The following is a 15064-nucleotide window of genomic DNA, read 5'->3' on the forward strand; positions in this document are numbered from 1 at the left end:
TTCCTGGCGTGCGGGAGGATTAATACCGGCACGAAGCCTTTTGTTTCACACGCCCTTTTTTGGTGCAATTTGCTCCGCCAGCTGGCAGTGCTGCGCTTTCTCCCGAACATGGAACTGAACAACATGTCTGATGCGACAACCTTCACCATTCCGGTTTTTGATGGCCATAACGATGTGCTGAATAAACTCTGGCAGCACCATCAGCCGGACGCAGTTAAGGCATTTTTTACGGGCACCCACAGCGGCCAAATGGATTTTCCGCGTATCCGTCAGGGAAATATGTTAGGTGGCATTTTCGCCACCTGGGTACCGTCCCACCCTCTGATTGCAAGAAGTGCGCCAGACCTCGCAAATTTTCCGCAGGAAATTATCAGCGCTGCGCGCGACGCCACCTTTTCCATGCTGGCGCTGCTGCTGCGCATTGAGCAGGCCTCAAATGGCCAGGTGAAGATTTGCCGCAGCGTGCGCGATATTCGCCACTGCATGGCTCACAACGTATTAGCGGTGGTGATGCACGTGGAAGGCGCGGAAGCACTCGATAGCGATGGCGAGCTGCTTGATATCCTCTACGCCAGCGGTTTGCGTACGCTGGGGCCGCTGTGGAGCCGTCCGAATCAGTTCGGCGAGGGCGTGCCGTTCCTCTATCCTTCGTCCCCGGATGTCGGCAACGGCCTGACGGCGGCGGGCAAGCAGCTGGTGCGTGACTGTAATCGCCGCCGCATCATGGTCGATCTGTCGCACATGGATGAGAAAGGCTTCTGGCACACCGCAGAGATCAGCGATGCACCGCTGGTGGCGAGCCACTCCAACGCGCATGCGCTAAGCGCGCAGTCACGTAATCTCACCGATCGCCAGCTGGCAGCGATTGCCGAAACTCACGGCTTTGTCGGGGTTAACTTTGCAGTGCCGTTCCTGCGCGAAGATGGCGATCGCCATGCGCCGACCGGCGTTGATGCCATCGTGCGTCACGTCGAGTATCTGCTGGAAAAAGTCGGTGAAGATGGCGTCGGATTTGGTTCGGATCTCGATGGCGCAACCATGCCGGGCGACCTGAAAGACGTGGCCGGATTCCCGCTGCTGGTGCAGGCGCTGGCGGCACGCGGCTATTCGCACGCGCTGCTGGAGAAGATTTGCCACGGCAACTGGCTGCGCGTACTTGAAGCCACCTGGGGCGAATAACCATGCGGCTGCGGCATATTGAAGTCTTTCAGGCGATTGTGCAGACCGGCAGCATCAGTGCGGCGGCGCGCCTGCTCAATGTGTCGCAGCCGAATGTTAGCCGGGTGCTGAATCACGCCGAGCAGCAGCTTGGCTTTGCCCTGTTCGAACGGCGTGCGCAGGGGATGGTTGTTACCGCAGAAGGGCGGCGCTTGCTGCCGGAAGTGGAAGATATCTATCAACGTTTACAGTCGATTACCCAATTGACCGAACAGCTGCGGCGCGGCGAAGGGCAAACGGTGCGCGTTGGCGCCGCGCACGCATTTGGTCAGATGGTATTGGCACCGGCGCTGGTGAACTGGCGACAACAGGCGGCGTCGGTTAGCGTCGAGTTGGTGACCGAGCACTTCAGCACCTTATGCCGCATGATCATGGATAATCAGCTCGATTTCGCGCTGGTGTTTGGGCAGCAGGTGGAGGCGGACTTACTTGCCGAGCCGCTGTTTCAGTCATCGATGGTGGCGCTGCTGCCGCGCCATCACACCCATCATGAGCCGGTGACGCTGGAGTGGCTGTGCGCCAACAACCTGCTGATGATGCAGAATCAGGATCCGCTGGGTCGGGTACTGCACCGCGCGCTGCGCGATAAGGGGCTGAATCCAGCGGTTTCGCTGTCGATCAAAACCTATTCGGTGATTGCCGATATGGTGCTGGCGGGCGGCGGCGTGGGAATTGTCGATCTGTTCACCGCCTGTCGTTATGCCGACCAGCTCAAGCTGCTACCGGTGGCGCAGCCGCTGCCGTTTGAAGTGATGTTAATCAGTCGCCGCGATCGGCCGCAGTCGCAGTCCACGCTGCAGCTGAAACAGGTGATTCGCAACAAGCTGTGGGAGATTGCCCGGCAGTGTGAATCGCAGTTTTTTACCCGGCAGGCATAACGCCTATTGCTGGTGCGCATAAATGCGCACCCTACAAAACCCGTAGGGTCGCCATTCACGGCGACCGCCGGCTCTGTATCAAATCCCATCCGTAATCGGTTTACGTACCAGCAGCAAATACGCCAGCGCCCCCACCACCGTCACACCGGCGCAAATCATCAACGCCAGGCTAAATGACTTGGTGGTATCCAGCACCCAACCGGTAATCACCGGGGCGAACGAGGCGAAAACGAAGCTGGCGAAGTTCTGGATGCTGCCGACCGATGCCGTCATGCGTGCCGTGACGTTGGCGTGAATCAAACCCCAGCACGATGTCCCGGCAAAGTGGATGCAGAACAGCGCCATACCAATCAGCGTCACCGCACTGGTGGTGTCGGTGGCACGGGTGACAAACGCAGTAAACGCGGCGGACAGCAACATGCCGCTGACGATGGAGATCTTACGCACCTTCACCGCATCGTGACCGCGACGCACCAGCGCATCTACCACATAACCGTTCAGCAGCATGCCCGCCGCGCCGAACAGGAAAGGAATCGCCGCCAGTAAACCGGTGCTTTTCAGGTCGAGGTTATAGGTGGATTGCAGATAGCCCGGCAGCCACGCGATATACAGCCACGCGGTGTAGTTGATGCCGCTGAAGCCAATCATCATGCCCCACATGGTGCGCTGCTTGAACAGGCCGCGCCACTCGGCAAAACTCAGCGGTTCCTTGCGTGATGCCACGCTGCCCGCCTGCAAATAGTGAATCTCTTCACCGCTCAGTTTGCTGTTGTCGCGGTCGCGGTACATCAGATACCAGCCGATGGCGAGGAACATGCCCAGCACGCCGATGGTAATGAACATGCCGCGCCAGCCCATGACCATCATCATCGCCGCCAAAATAGGCGGCGCGATGGATAAACCAATCATCGAAGCGGCGTTAAACATGCCCATCGGCATGCCGCGATCTTTGATGTTGAACCAGTCGTTAATCACCTTCACGCCGCACGGGTTCATCGGCGCTTCACCAATCCCCAAACCGATGCGCACGAAAATAAACTGGGTGAAGTTATGTACCAAACCGGCTGCGGCCTGGAACAGCGACCAGAAGAACATGCCAATCGCGAGCATAATGCGTGGCCCTTTGCGATCCAGCAGCGCGCCACACGGCAGCTGTGCCAGGCCGTAAGCCAGGGAAAACGCCGAAAGCAGTAAACCAATCTCGGTCGCGGATAACCCCAGTTCGCCGCGGATGGTCATGTTGGCGACCGACAGCGAGCTGCGATCGAGATAGTTGATCATGGCGGCAAACAGCAGCAGCAACATGGCGGTGACCTGAATCTTTTTGATGCGCGGCGAGCGCACTACATCACCGCGTGCCGGGATAAAATCTTGCCCGTCAGCAGCGGGTTGTGGCGCATTTTCGCGACCACGAGCCGAAGTATTTTCCATTGCAACCTCCCGGATGTGGGTACTTATCGTTATGCGTGGATGTGGGATCCTGCGGCAGCGAAACGGTGCTGCCACAACGGATTGACTTCGAGACTAGAAGCAAACCGTTCGGATGTTGCGGAGATGTTTCAGATTCGTGCGGGAGCTAATGCTTTGTGGTTTTTAATCGGTTTTTAATTGTACTGACGAATCGAGCGGATCATCGAGGTCTTGGCTGTACTGAGATGATTATGCAGGGCGCACAGCGCTTCCACATCCTGACGGCTAATCAGCGCGGTGAGAATCGCCATATGCTCCTCCAGCGCCACGATATTGCGCTGCTTGAGATCGGTTTCATCCCACTGATAGTGCGAGTGAAAAATCACTGAAATGATCTCCAGCGATTGATTGAAAAAAGGATTGTTGGCGGCCGAGAGAATCAGCGTGTGCATCTCTTTATCCAGCGCGGCGAAGTGGCGGTAATTGCTGGCGATGGTATCGCGCATCGACCGATGGCGATCGAGCAGATCGCGCGCCTGCATCCAGCGCTCATCCTGAGAAGGAAGATTGAGAAAGCGCGTCAGCGCGTGGGTTTCCAGCATTTCGCGCAGCTCAAACAGATTTTCGGCATAGTTTTGATCGAACTTCTTCATGCGCCACTGACCACGTTTCACCGGTTCCAGCAGGTCATAGCGCATAAAGCGCAGCAAAAATTCGCGCACCACAATCGGGCTCACTTTCACCTGCTGCGCCAGTTGCAGCTCGCTAAAGGTGTCGCCCGGCATCAGCTGGCGCTGGTTAATCAGGTTGAAAAAGGTCTGCTCAAACTGCATGGCCTGCTGTTCAATGGGCGGTGTGAGAGCGTTAAAACCGTCTTCATCGCAGGGATCGCGCACAATCACGTAGGTTTCATCCACCTTCTCCAGCACGCCGCGCTCATGCAGGTGCTGTAACGTGTAGCGCACCGTCGTGCGGCTGATATTGAACATCTCAGCCAGCGCCGCCTGCGGTGGCAGCGGCGAACGGATATGCCGTTTGGCAATGCCCTCCAGCATTTGGTTAATCACGTTCTGACGTAGGTTTTGACTGCGGCTCATACGCGTCTCCGGTTTTTTATTAATTAAAAACCATACAAAGCCCAAAAAAAGCGGCTCGCTTCACACTTCCCCCCACGTAAAAACCTACAACTAATGATTTTCGCCATAACTGCGACATCAGCACAGGAGAAACCCATGACAACAATGAAAACGCTGGTGGTCGCCGAGCCGCGCCAGATGGTGTGGCAGCAGCGTGCTAAACCGACGCCTGCCGCGAATGAAGTCCTCATCAAACCGATCGCCGCCGGGATTTGCGGCACCGACATTCATGCCTGGGCCGGAAATCAGCCGTTCTTCAGCTATCCGCGCGTGTTGGGGCATGAGTTGTGTGGTGAAGTAGTGCAACTCGGTAGCCAGGCGAGCGGCTTCCGGACAGGGCAGCGCGTGGCGCTGATTCCTTATGTGGCTTGCCAGCAGTGCGATGCCTGCCTGAGCGGCAAAACCAACTGCTGCGAAAAAATCTCGGTGATTGGTGTGCATCAGGATGGCGGTTTCTGCGAATTCCTTAGCGTGCCCGCCAGCAATTTACTGGCGGTAGATGATGTCGATCCGCAAGCCGCCGCGCTGATTGAACCCTTTGCCATTAGCGCCCATGCGGTACGCCGTGCAGCGGTGGTGGCGGATGAACAGGTATTGGTGGTGGGCGCAGGGCCGATTGGTCTCGGCGTGGCGGCGATTGCGGCAGCGGCTGGCGCTCATGTGGTGGTGGCGGATACCAGCGAGCAGCGGCGTGCGCATGTGACGGAGAAGCTGGGTGTGGCGACGGTAAATCCGTTGGAAGAGGATTTTGCAACGCAGCTGAAAGCGGAGTTTGGCGGACGCTTAGCCGCCAAAGTGATCGATGCTACCGGCAGCCCGGCAGCAATGAACGGTGCGGTAAAACTGATTCGTCACGGCGGCACCATCGTGTTTGTTGGCCTGCATAAAGGGGATTTGGTGATTCCCGACATCGAGTTCCATAAAAAGGAGGCCACCTTGATGGGCAGCCGCAACGCCACGCTGGAAGATTTCGCCAAAGTCGGCGAACTGATGGCTAACGGTCAGCTTCGTGCCGATATGATGCTGAATCGTCACTATGATTTCTCTACGCTGGCGGAGACCTTTGAAGCCGAGGTCATCAATAATCGCGAACTGATTAAGGGCGTGATTCATTTCAATCGTTGATATTCGCACACACCGTAGCGGCGCAATTTATTGCGCAAAGATGGGTTGGCACTGTGCCTTCATTGATACACGCGATAAATCGCGCCGCTACAACATTGTGCCTCTTTCACCATATTGTCTGCATTGCCCAGCCAGCGTATTATCTCCCGCCTAAGGTGATGGCGTGCCACCTTCCCCAACCGCCGTTCTGGTCACAGACGGCTGATGACGCCTGACAACACTCGTATCCCTGCGCGGGAGACGGCGGTGTGTCAGGTGTTTTCTGTCCTGCCGCGGCCCTGCGCGTATTTCATTTCAGGAGCTACACACTATGTTGAAGTCGTTACTGGCGGTTATCGTTGGCGGTGCAGTGGGCTGTTCATTGCGCTGGTTAATCTCTTTGCGGTTTAACGCGCTATTTCCCAATTTGCCGCCGGGCACCTTGATGGTGAATCTTGTGGGCGGTTTTATTATTGGCGCCGCGCTGGCGTTTTTTGTCCGTAATCCACAGATCGATCCTTTCTGGAAGTTACTGATAGTTACCGGCTTGTGTGGCGGTTTAACCACCTTTTCCACTTTTTCGGCGGAAATTGTCGGGCTGCTACAATCAGGTAAATACCTTTGGGCGATGTCGAGTGTCATGGTGCACGTTATCGGTTCTCTGCTGATGACCTTCGCCGGTTTTGCCGTGGTGAATCTGCTGGGATAACCGCCACGCTTGAAATAACTCCTAAGAGGTAGATACTGAACGCCGTTCTGTCCGCGTGACGGACAGAATTTGTCACCGATTATCCGGACGATTAAGGAGCTGATTAATGCGCCGTAACCCCAAATTCCTTAACCTGGTGTTGTTAAACGGTGAACCTGAGGAAAAGCTGCGCGCCGCACGCGCCGCCGGTTTCGACCAGGTGGAGATCTGGCGTGAAGATGTGCAGGCCAGTACGCCGCAGCTCGCAAAGCAGTTGCAGCTGGGTTTCACCAATGTACAGGTGCTACGCGATTTCACCGGTGCGCCGGATCGCGATCGTCAGCAAAAACGCGAAGAACTGCGCCAGTTTATTCAGATTGCTCAGACCATCGGCTGCGACACCATCCAGGCACCGGCCAGCACGCGCGAAGATTGCGTGGCGGCGCGGATTGATGAAGATTTGCGCTGGCTGGCGTCGGAAGCCGCGCGCTACAACATGCGCATCATGTATGAGCCAATGGCGTGGTGCAGCGTGGATAACACGCTGCCGCTGGCGTGGGAACGGCTGCAGCGGCTGGACCAACCGAATATCGGTTTAGTGGTCGATCTGTTCCACATCTGTGCGCCAGGCGGCGATGCGTCGCAGCTGGATGGCATTCCTGCCGATCGTATCTATGAAGTGCAGCTGTGCGACATGGCAGAGATGCCGCCGCAGGATAAAAAGCCGCTCAGCGAGTATGCGCGTCATCAGCGTTTGCTGCCGGGCGACGGCATTATCGAAGTGGAACGCTTTGTCGATAAGCTGAAAAGTGCGGGTTACAGCGGGCCGGTCGGCATTGAAGTGTTTAATGATGAGCTGAAAGCGCAGCCAGCGGACGTGGCTGCGCACAAGGCGTGGCAGGCGTTAAACCGCTACTGGCCTTAATCCTGCAAGCATTGGGCAATAAACCCGGCTGCATCCATCGCGCCCTGCGATGAAATGGTGTGGCCGGTTGCCGCTTCATAACGCGCTTCCACCGTAACGCCCGCCTGCTGCAAACGCTGCGCCGCCGATTCGCTTTCGCTAAACGGAATCACATCATCGGCTTTGCCGTGAATCAGCAGCGCAGGCGTGTAGGGCTGCGGCGTTAAGGCTGCGTCAAACGCCAGGCGGCCGGAAAACGCCACCACGCCCGCCAGCGGATAACGGCCAGACGCTAACGCATCCAGCGCCATAATTGAACCCTGCGAAAAACCCACCAGAATCACTTTATCCCACGCGTCCGCCATGCCGTGTTGCGCCATCAGCTGTTGCAGCGTGGCATCAAAGGCGGCACGCGCGTCGCGTACGCGCGCCGGGCGGTTTTCCGGCGTGATGCCAGTCAGGCTGAACCATTGATATCCCATCGCATGTTCGAATGGGAAGGGCGCATTCGGCGAGGCAAATGCCACATCCGGCAGCAGACGCGCCCAATGTTCGCCGAGCACCGCCAGATCGTCGCCGCTGCTGCCGACGCCGTGTAAAAAAATCACTAACGCTTTTGCCATCGCACTGCTCCTTATAAACCGTAGGCCGTCATATCCGGGCCAACCGGCACAATGCCGTTGGGATTCAGCGCTTTAATCGAATAATAGCCCTGTTTGATATGGTCGATATTCACCGTCTGACGCACGCCCGAAACCGCCAGCATACTCTTCAGATAACGATCGAGCAGCGGATAGTCGTGCAGGCGGCGCAGGTTGCATTTAAACAGGCCGTGATAGGCGACGTCAAAGCGCACCAGCGTGACAAACAGGCGGATATCCGCTTCGGTTACGCGCTCGCCGAGCAGGAAAGTGCGGCCATCCTGCAAACGCAGCTCCAGCTCATCCAGCTGGCTGAACACGTCGTTAAACGCCTGCTGATAGCTCACTTGCGTGGTGGCAAAGCCGGTGCGATAGACGCCGTTATTCAGGCGCGGATAGATCGCTTCATTCAGCGCGTCGATCTCGGCACGCAGATCCTCGGGATAGAGATCGATGCGATCGTCCGCCAGCGCGCCAAAGCCGCTGTTCAGCATGCGCAAAATATCGGCCGACTCGTTATTAACGATGGTGTGCGTCTGCTTGTCCCACAGCACCGGCACGGTGGCGCGCCCGGTGAAATCGGCATCGGCGCGGGTGTAAAGCTCGTGAAGGTATTCGGCTTTGTTGAGCCAGTCGCGATCTGCACCGGGATAATCGCCGAAGCGCCAGCCCTGCGCGCCGAGCTGCGGCTCAACCACCGACACGCTGATCACGTGCTCTAGCCCTTTCAGGCTGCGCGCCAGCAGCGTGCGTGAAGCCCAGGGACAAATCAGTGCCACATAGAGGTGATAACGATGCGGCTCGGCCGCAAATTCGCTGGAGCCATCTGCGCTAATCCAGTGACGAAAACTGGAGGTCTGACGCACAAATCCGCCCTGTTTGTCGGTGGCTTGCACCGGATGCCACTCTGCACTCCACTTACCGTTTACCAGCATAATTTTGCTCCTCTACGTTGATGAAGAGAGCATACATCGCTGCTGGATAAGTGATAATCCGGGCAAAACGGCTTTCATTGCTTCCATTTTGGAAGGAGTCAGCCGGGCGGATGGTGCTGGAAATGGTTGGCGAGGAAATCGATCAGCAGCCGGGTTTTTTGCGCCAGATGGCGCGCCGGCGGATAGAGCGCAAACAGGCCGAGCGGCGGCGTAGCAAACGCTTCCAGCAATGGGACGATATCGCCACGCTGCAGCGCGGATACGGCAATAAAGCCCGGCAGGCGCGCGATGCCTAATCCGGCCATCGCCGCCTGTAAACAGGCTTCGGTATTGGAGAAACAGAGACGACCACGAATCGGCATGCTTACGCTGTCGCCGCACGGCGTAACGAACGGCCAATGCCAGGGATCGCGGAAGTTGGTGTCACTAATACATTGATGCGTCGCCAAATCGCGCCAGTGCTGCGGCGTGCCGTGCTGGAGCAAATAGCCCGGAGAGGCAGCAACGCGAATCGGCACATCGCCGAGGCGGCGGGCGATTAGGCTGCTGTCGTCGAGCTTGCCGATACGGATCGCCATATCAAATCCTTCATCGACGATATTCACTGCGCGATCGGAGAAGTTAACGTCGAGTTCGATCTGCGGATAGTGGCGTGCGAACTCGACCAATACGCTGGAAAGTATCGCCGTGCCGAAAGTGCCTGGAGCGCTGATTTTCAGGCGGCCGGTTGGCGTAGTCGCACTGTCGCGCACTGTGGCATCCAGCGTAGCAAAGGCTTCCAGCAGCGTTTTCACTCGCTCGTAGTAGGTGCGACCGACTTCAGTGGGCGACAGCGCGCGCGTGCTGCGTTTCAACAGCTGCACACCGAGCTCCTGCTCAAGCCGCGAAACCAGCTTTGAGGCCTGGCCACTGCTGGTGCCAAGACGCGCCGCCGCGCCGGCAAAGCTGCCCACTTCCAGCACCGCGACGAACATGCGGTCACAATCGAGTCGATCCATCAAGATTCCAGGTGACGAGAAAATCGTAGGGTGCGGCCTGCGGGTCGCCCGTGTCAAATTGTGCACACGGTCGCCATGAATGGCGACCCTACAAAACGCGTCGGTCCATCGTAGGGGCGCCATTTATGGCGACCTAAAATCAATCAACCGCAGGGCGCGCAACCGGTTAAATACCTCCATTACACATTCAGTGCGCTGCACCTTTTCCCGCGCGGGAAAACCTGTTGAACTAGACTTTTGCTTTCACCTGGCCGGGAGCCGTGAATGTCTTTGTTTCATCTGTCGTCGCTGGCGGAGATTTCTGCTGTCGAGTGGGATGCGCTGTTACCTGACGATCAACCTTTTTTACGCCACGCCTTTCTCCTGACATTAGAAGAGAGCGGCAGCGTTCGGCCGGAAAATGGCTGGCAGCCCGATCACCTGTTATGGCGTGAGAATGGTAGCGTGCGCGCGGCGCTGCCGGGCTATCGCAAACGCCATTCGCGCGGGGAATATGTGTTTGACCATGCGTGGGCGGATGCCTGTCAGCGCGCGGGTATTGCGTATTACCCGAAATGGCTGGGCGCGATTCCGTTCAGCCCAGTAACCGGCGCACGCCTGCTGGGCGATGAAGCGGCGGTGCGAAAACTGCTCAACGCGCTGCCGGATAACCTGTTTGAGCACGGCCTGAGCGGTGCGCATATCAACTTCACCACGCCGTTCGCTAACCAAATCATTGAACAGCAGCCAGATTGGCTGGAGCGCCTTGGTCTGCAGTATCACTGGCATAATAAAGGCTATCGCGATTTCCAGGATTTCCTCGACACGCTGATGTCACGCAAGCGTAAACAGCTGCGCAAAGAGCGTGAACAGGTGATGAACAACGGTTTTGATTTCACCTGGTATCGCGGCGATGAGCTGCGCGAAGATCAGTGGGATTTCATCTACACCTGTTACGCCAACACCTATGCGGTGCGCGGTCAGCGACCGTATCTGACGCGCCAATTTTTTAGCCTGCTGGCAGAACGGATGCCACGTTCGATTCGGGTGGTGATTTCGACGCTGCAGGGCCAACCGGCGGCGATGGCGTTCTGTTTAGTGGATGGCAATACGCTGTATGGCCGCTATTGGGGCTGCCTGGCGGAGTTTGATCGCCTGCATTTTGAAACCTGTTTTTATCAGGGCATGGATTTCGCCATTGCGGAAGGTTTGCAGCGTTTTGATGCCGGTGCGCAGGGCGAGCACAAGCTGGTACGCGGCTTTGAGCCGCACATCACGCACTCGTGGCACTATCTGTCTCATCCCGGGTTGCGTGAAGCGGTAGCCGATTATCTGCAGCAGGAACGGGCAGGGGTGCGCGCCTGGGCGATAGAAGCGCGCGAATCCCTGCCGTATCGACGCGGTGATTAATCCGCGCCGACAAAACCGCCGGTCTGATGCTGCCACAGGCGCGCGTACAAGCCGCCTTGCGCCAGCAGTTCGCGGTGGTTGCCCATCTCGACAATCTCCCCTTTCTCCAGCACCACCAGACGATCCATCTTCGCGATAGTGGAGAGACGGTGCGCGATGGCGATCACCGTTTTGCCCTGCATCAGCGTTTCCAGGCTCTCCTGAATCGCCGCTTCTACCTCGGAATCGAGCGCGGAGGTGGCTTCATCCATGATCAGAATCGGCGCATCTTTCAGCAGCACGCGGGCGATAGCGATACGCTGACGCTGGCCGCCCGACAGCTTCACGCCGCGTTCGCCAACGTGCGCATCCAGCCCGGTACGGCCTTGCGGATCGGAGAGCAGCGGAATGAACTCGTCGGCGCGCGCGCGGATAATCGCCGCCTGCAACTCCGCTTCTGTCGCGTCTGGTCGACCATACAGCAGGTTGTCGCGAATCGAGCGGTGCAGCAGCGAGGTATCCTGGGTGATCATGCCGATTTGCCCGCGCAGGCTCTCCTGCGTCACTTCGGCGATGTTCTGATCGTCAATCACAATGCGCCCGCTGTTGATGTCATACAGCCGCAGTAGCAGATTCACCAGGGTGGATTTACCGGCACCGGACGGGCCAATCAAACCGATTTTCTCGCCTGGCTTAATGTTGAGATTGAGGCGATTGATCACCTGACGGCTGCCGCCGTAATCGAAACGTACATCTTCGAAGCGGATCTGGCCGCGCGTCACCTGCATCTTTTTAGCGTTGGGCTCATCCTGCACGCTCAGCGGCTGCGCGATGGTGTTCAGGCCATCCTGTACCATGCCGATATTTTCGAAGATGCCGTTCACTACCCACATGATCCAGCCGGACATGTTCACCAGGCGGATCACCAAACCGGTCGCCAGCGCAATCGCACCTACGCTTATCAGCGACTGGCTCCACAGCCACAACGCCAGCGCCGAGGTGCTGACAATCAGCAGACCATTCAGCGTTGAGAGCGTGATATCCATGGTGGTCACCATGCGGCTGGCATGCTGGGTTTTGTCGGTTTGCTCCTGAATCGCTTCGCGCGCGTAACGCTTCTCCAGATCGTTATGCGAGAACAGTTTGATGGTGGCGATATTGGTGTAGCCATCGACGATGGTGCCCATCAATTTGGAGCGTGCTTCCGATGACACCACCGAACGCTGCTTGACGCGCGGCACGAAGAAGCTCAGCGATACGCTGTAGGCGACAATCCAGATCACCAGCGGAATCATCAGGCGCCAGTCCGCTTCGGCGAACAGCACCAGCGAGGTCACCGCATAGATCACCACGTGCCAGATGGCATCCACCAGCTGTACCGCCGAATCACGCAGTGAGTTACCGGTTTGCATGATGCGCTGGGCGATGCGCCCGGCAAAATCGTTCTGGAAGAAGTTCAGACTTTGGCGCAGCACGTAGTTGTGATGCTGCCAGCGGATCATGCTGGTCATACTCGGGTTAATGCTTTGATGTACCAGCATGTCGTGTACGGCAATCACCACCGGCCGCAGGATCAGCGCCACAAAGGCCATCCACAGCAGCACCGGCCCGTTATCGCTAAACAGCGTGGCGGGCGTGGAGTGATTAACCAGGTCAATAATGCGGCTGAGATAGCTAAACAGCGCCACTTCAATCAGCGCCTGCGCCAGCCCAACAATCAGCAGCGCGACAAAGCTTGGCCAAACCTGACGCAGATAATAGAAGTAAAACGGCCAAACGCTGGAAGGTGGGGAATCGGTTGGCGCATCCTGGAAAATATTGATAAAACGTTCAAAACGACGATACAACATAGAGTCACTCTTCCCAAATTGGTGAGAGTTAACAGCTTAGTGCAAGTGAAAAGGGATTACCGACATGGATTTACTGATTCGCGGTCGTGAACCGGGCGATGCCGCCGCCTACCAGCGTCTTTATAGCCATCCTGATGTGTATCGCTGGACCACGCAGCTGCCGTGTCCTAGCGTGGCGACCTGGGAGAAAAAGTTCGAGAAAATGGATGAGCTGGGGTATATCGGCTTTGTGGCGGAGATTGATGGCGCGATGGTTGGCGAGCTGACGCTATTTGTTGAGCAGCGCCCGCGTACCCGCCACAGCATCAGTTTTGGCATTAGCGTCGATCCGGCTTATGGCGGACGCGGCATCGGTGAAAAGCTGATTCGCCACGCCATCGATTACGCCTACAACTGGCTGGGGATAATGCGCATTGAGCTGGAAGTGTTCCACGACAACGAGCGCGCGCTGGGCCTGTATCAAAAGCTGGGCTTCGAGCGCGAAGGCGTGAAGCGCAAAGCCTGCCTGCGCGACGGCGAGTATCACGATATTGTGCAGATGGCTAAACTAAAAACTGATTGATTTTGCGCAATAAATTGCGCCGCTACGGGTTGTGCACATTTTTGTAGCGGCGCGATTTATCGCGCGAATTTGACCTGTTACTGACTCTTTTCCACGTACTTCTGCATATTCTCTTTGGTTACCAGCTCGAACGGGATCCACACGTGTGAATCGACGTTCTCGCCTTTAATCAGCTTCTGCGCCACATCCACCGACGCTTTGCCCTGGCCGACCGCATCCTGGAACACCGTCACCTGAATCTTGTCCTGCGACAGCGCTTTCAAACCATCCGGCGTGGCATCGATGCCGCCCACCAGCACTTTTTTGTTGCCCTTGGCCAGCGCCATTGCTGCGCCAATCGCCATCTCATCGTTATTGGCGGCAACAATATCAATCGCTTCATCGTTGCCCAGCCAGTTGTTCATCAGATCCATGCCTTCATTACGCGCATAGTTGGCGGGCTGCTTCTGCACCACTTTCATGCCGGGATATTTCGCCACCACTTGTTCAACGTCTTTAGTACGTTGCAGCGCGCCGGCATCGGTCAGGTTGCCGATCATGATCGCCACGTTACCTTTGTAATTGGCCATTTTGGCCAGCGCTTCCATCTGCAAAGTGCCGGATTCACGCTCGTCGGAGCCGACAAACACTACGCCCGGCGGCAGCGATTTATCGCCCGGCGTGCGGTTAACGTACACCAGCGGAATTTTCGCCTGCTGCGCCAGCCTGGTGAGTTGCGGCGTGCTGGCGGAATCGACTGGATCGACGATGATGGCGTCCACACCTGAGCCGATGAAACTCTGCACCTGATCGGTTTGGCGGCCAACGTCACCGCGTGCATCTTCAAACTGAATATCGAGTCCGCGCGCTTTAGCTTCTTTATCAATCGACTGGCGAATAATCGTCAGGAAGTTTTGATCGAAGTAGGCCATTGATACGCCAATTTTTTCCGCCAGTGCCGAGGCAGAAACTGAGAGCAGGCCGAGCAACACAATCGCCTTGAGGGTTTTCATCGCAGACTCCAGAGTAAGCTTGTTATTAGAATGAATGTTTCATTGGAATTAAAAATGGCTCAATGAAATCATTTTCAGCCTACGAGTCCGTCAGGCGGCTGACAATCTGCTTGGGCGGATTTTGCAGCTAAGCGCACACTTTGCTGCCAGGCGCGCCCTCCCTTCGCGCGCTCATAGTGTTGATGCGAAGGATTTTCCTGGAACAGGCGCACATTCTGGTGCAAAAGCACGCTGTTCTTGTTGGTTTTGTGCAGCGCCGCACCTCGCCTTGTGGCAGTTGCCAAATCCGATGCCATTTTGCCCGCGCGATTCCGCCATTCGCCCAATGACTGCGGCTGAATTGGCTTCCTATAGTTGCTGAACAGGGGAAATAAAGCGGT

14 protein-coding genes and 1 riboswitch are annotated in these 15064 nt (G+C 57.0%); of the genes, 7 read left to right on the forward strand and 7 right to left on the reverse strand.

What is annotated here, in order from left to right; translation table 11 throughout:
• The first annotated feature begins 123 nt into the window (after positions 1-123).
• Both CRO19_RS10050 and CRO19_RS10055 read left to right on the forward strand, forming a co-directional pair.
• Complete coding sequence (locus tag CRO19_RS10050) at positions 124-1179, forward strand: dipeptidase (protein WP_097095701.1); 1056 nt, start codon at positions 124-126, stop codon at positions 1177-1179.
• A 2-nt stretch (positions 1180-1181) separates the two neighbouring features.
• On the forward strand, positions 1182-2096 hold the full coding sequence (locus CRO19_RS10055; protein WP_097095702.1) for a LysR family transcriptional regulator: 915 nt from the start codon (positions 1182-1184) through the stop codon (positions 2094-2096).
• A gap of 78 nt (positions 2097-2174) precedes the next feature.
• On the opposite strand, the gene CRO19_RS10060 is transcribed toward CRO19_RS10055, so the two are convergent.
• Positions 2175-3527: an MFS transporter gene (locus CRO19_RS10060; RefSeq protein ID WP_097095703.1), complete on the reverse strand. Its 1353-nt coding sequence runs from the start codon at positions 3525-3527 to the stop codon at positions 2175-2177.
• Positions 3528-3700: 173 nt separating this feature from the next.
• Positions 3701-4603, reverse strand: coding sequence for a GntR family transcriptional regulator (locus CRO19_RS10065; protein ID WP_097095704.1), 903 nt, complete (start codon positions 4601-4603; stop codon positions 3701-3703).
• Between the two features lie 135 nt (positions 4604-4738).
• Here CRO19_RS10065 and CRO19_RS10070 point away from each other — a divergent pair, with 135 nt between their 5' ends.
• From CRO19_RS10070 to CRO19_RS10080, 3 genes are all read left to right on the forward strand, one after another.
• Complete coding sequence (locus CRO19_RS10070; RefSeq protein ID WP_097095705.1) at positions 4739-5767, forward strand: zinc-binding alcohol dehydrogenase family protein; 1029 nt, start codon at positions 4739-4741, stop codon at positions 5765-5767.
• Between the two features lie 145 nt (positions 5768-5912).
• Positions 5913-5988: riboswitch (Fluoride riboswitch) on the forward strand.
• 89 nt (positions 5989-6077) lie between these two features.
• A complete protein-coding gene (crcB, locus tag CRO19_RS10075) occupies positions 6078-6455 on the forward strand; it encodes a fluoride efflux transporter CrcB (protein ID WP_097095706.1) in 378 nt (125 codons plus the stop codon).
• Between the two features lie 106 nt (positions 6456-6561).
• Complete coding sequence (locus CRO19_RS10080) at positions 6562-7359, forward strand: sugar phosphate isomerase/epimerase family protein (protein WP_097095707.1); 798 nt, start codon at positions 6562-6564, stop codon at positions 7357-7359.
• Here CRO19_RS10080 and CRO19_RS10085 read toward each other — a convergent pair.
• The 3 genes from CRO19_RS10085 to CRO19_RS10095 form a co-directional block, all read right to left on the reverse strand.
• Positions 7356-7961: an alpha/beta hydrolase gene (locus tag CRO19_RS10085; RefSeq protein WP_097095708.1), complete on the reverse strand. Its 606-nt coding sequence runs from the start codon at positions 7959-7961 to the stop codon at positions 7356-7358. The genes CRO19_RS10080 and CRO19_RS10085 overlap by 4 nt on opposite strands.
• Positions 7962-7972: 11 nt before the next feature.
• Positions 7973-8914: a glutathione S-transferase family protein gene (locus tag CRO19_RS10090; RefSeq protein ID WP_097095709.1), complete on the reverse strand. Its 942-nt coding sequence runs from the start codon at positions 8912-8914 to the stop codon at positions 7973-7975.
• Positions 8915-9012: 98 nt separating this feature from the next.
• Positions 9013-9912 (reverse strand): LysR family transcriptional regulator, encoded by a 900-nt coding sequence (locus CRO19_RS10095; protein WP_097095710.1) that lies wholly within the window; start codon positions 9910-9912, stop codon positions 9013-9015.
• 264 nt (positions 9913-10176) lie between these two features.
• Between CRO19_RS10095 and CRO19_RS10100 the strand changes: the two genes are divergently transcribed.
• Entirely contained in the window at positions 10177-11301 is a 1125-nt protein-coding gene (locus CRO19_RS10100; protein ID WP_097095711.1) for a GNAT family N-acetyltransferase, read from the forward strand.
• Here the strand turns inward: CRO19_RS10100 and CRO19_RS10105 are convergent.
• Positions 11298-13130 carry an ABC transporter ATP-binding protein gene (locus tag CRO19_RS10105; protein WP_097095712.1) on the reverse strand — a complete coding sequence of 611 codons (1833 nt, stop codon included), beginning with the start codon at positions 13128-13130 and terminating at the stop codon, positions 11298-11300. The two genes, CRO19_RS10100 and CRO19_RS10105, sit on opposite strands and share 4 nt — an antisense overlap.
• A 64-nt stretch (positions 13131-13194) precedes the next feature.
• Between CRO19_RS10105 and CRO19_RS10110 the strand changes: the two genes are divergently transcribed.
• Positions 13195-13692, forward strand: a complete 498-nt coding sequence (locus tag CRO19_RS10110; protein WP_097095713.1) for a GNAT family N-acetyltransferase — start codon at positions 13195-13197, stop codon at positions 13690-13692.
• A 77-nt stretch (positions 13693-13769) separates the two neighbouring features.
• Here the strand turns inward: CRO19_RS10110 and CRO19_RS10115 are convergent, their stop codons facing one another.
• A complete protein-coding gene (locus CRO19_RS10115; RefSeq protein ID WP_097095714.1) occupies positions 13770-14684 on the reverse strand; it encodes a sugar ABC transporter substrate-binding protein in 915 nt (304 codons plus the stop codon).
• Positions 14685-15064: the final 380 nt, after the last annotated feature.

The sequence above is a fragment of the Candidatus Pantoea floridensis genome, assembly GCF_900215435.1.
GTDB lineage: Bacteria > Pseudomonadota > Gammaproteobacteria > Enterobacterales > Enterobacteriaceae > Pantoea > Pantoea floridensis.

Excerpts from the sequence above, each read along its gene's own strand:
- CRO19_RS10050 (WP_097095701.1), top strand. The coding sequence starts at position 124 with ATGTCTGATGCGACAACCTTCACCATTCCGGTTTTTGATGGCCATAAC.
- CRO19_RS10055 (WP_097095702.1), top strand. The coding sequence starts at position 1,182 with ATGCGGCTGCGGCATATTGAAGTCTTTCAGGCGATTGTGCAGACCGGC.
- CRO19_RS10060 (WP_097095703.1), bottom strand. The coding sequence starts at position 3,527 with ATGGAAAATACTTCGGCTCGTGGTCGCGAAAATGCGCCACAACCCGCT.
- CRO19_RS10065 (WP_097095704.1), bottom strand. The coding sequence starts at position 4,603 with ATGAGCCGCAGTCAAAACCTACGTCAGAACGTGATTAACCAAATGCTG.
- CRO19_RS10070 (WP_097095705.1), top strand. The coding sequence starts at position 4,739 with ATGACAACAATGAAAACGCTGGTGGTCGCCGAGCCGCGCCAGATGGTG.
- crcB (WP_097095706.1), top strand. The coding sequence starts at position 6,078 with ATGTTGAAGTCGTTACTGGCGGTTATCGTTGGCGGTGCAGTGGGCTGT.
- CRO19_RS10080 (WP_097095707.1), top strand. The coding sequence starts at position 6,562 with ATGCGCCGTAACCCCAAATTCCTTAACCTGGTGTTGTTAAACGGTGAA.
- CRO19_RS10085 (WP_097095708.1), bottom strand. The coding sequence starts at position 7,961 with ATGGCAAAAGCGTTAGTGATTTTTTTACACGGCGTCGGCAGCAGCGGC.
- CRO19_RS10090 (WP_097095709.1), bottom strand. The coding sequence starts at position 8,914 with ATGCTGGTAAACGGTAAGTGGAGTGCAGAGTGGCATCCGGTGCAAGCC.
- CRO19_RS10095 (WP_097095710.1), bottom strand. The coding sequence starts at position 9,912 with ATGGATCGACTCGATTGTGACCGCATGTTCGTCGCGGTGCTGGAAGTG.
- CRO19_RS10100 (WP_097095711.1), top strand. The coding sequence starts at position 10,177 with ATGTCTTTGTTTCATCTGTCGTCGCTGGCGGAGATTTCTGCTGTCGAG.
- CRO19_RS10105 (WP_097095712.1), bottom strand. The coding sequence starts at position 13,130 with ATGTTGTATCGTCGTTTTGAACGTTTTATCAATATTTTCCAGGATGCG.
- CRO19_RS10110 (WP_097095713.1), top strand. The coding sequence starts at position 13,195 with ATGGATTTACTGATTCGCGGTCGTGAACCGGGCGATGCCGCCGCCTAC.
- CRO19_RS10115 (WP_097095714.1), bottom strand. The coding sequence starts at position 14,684 with ATGAAAACCCTCAAGGCGATTGTGTTGCTCGGCCTGCTCTCAGTTTCT.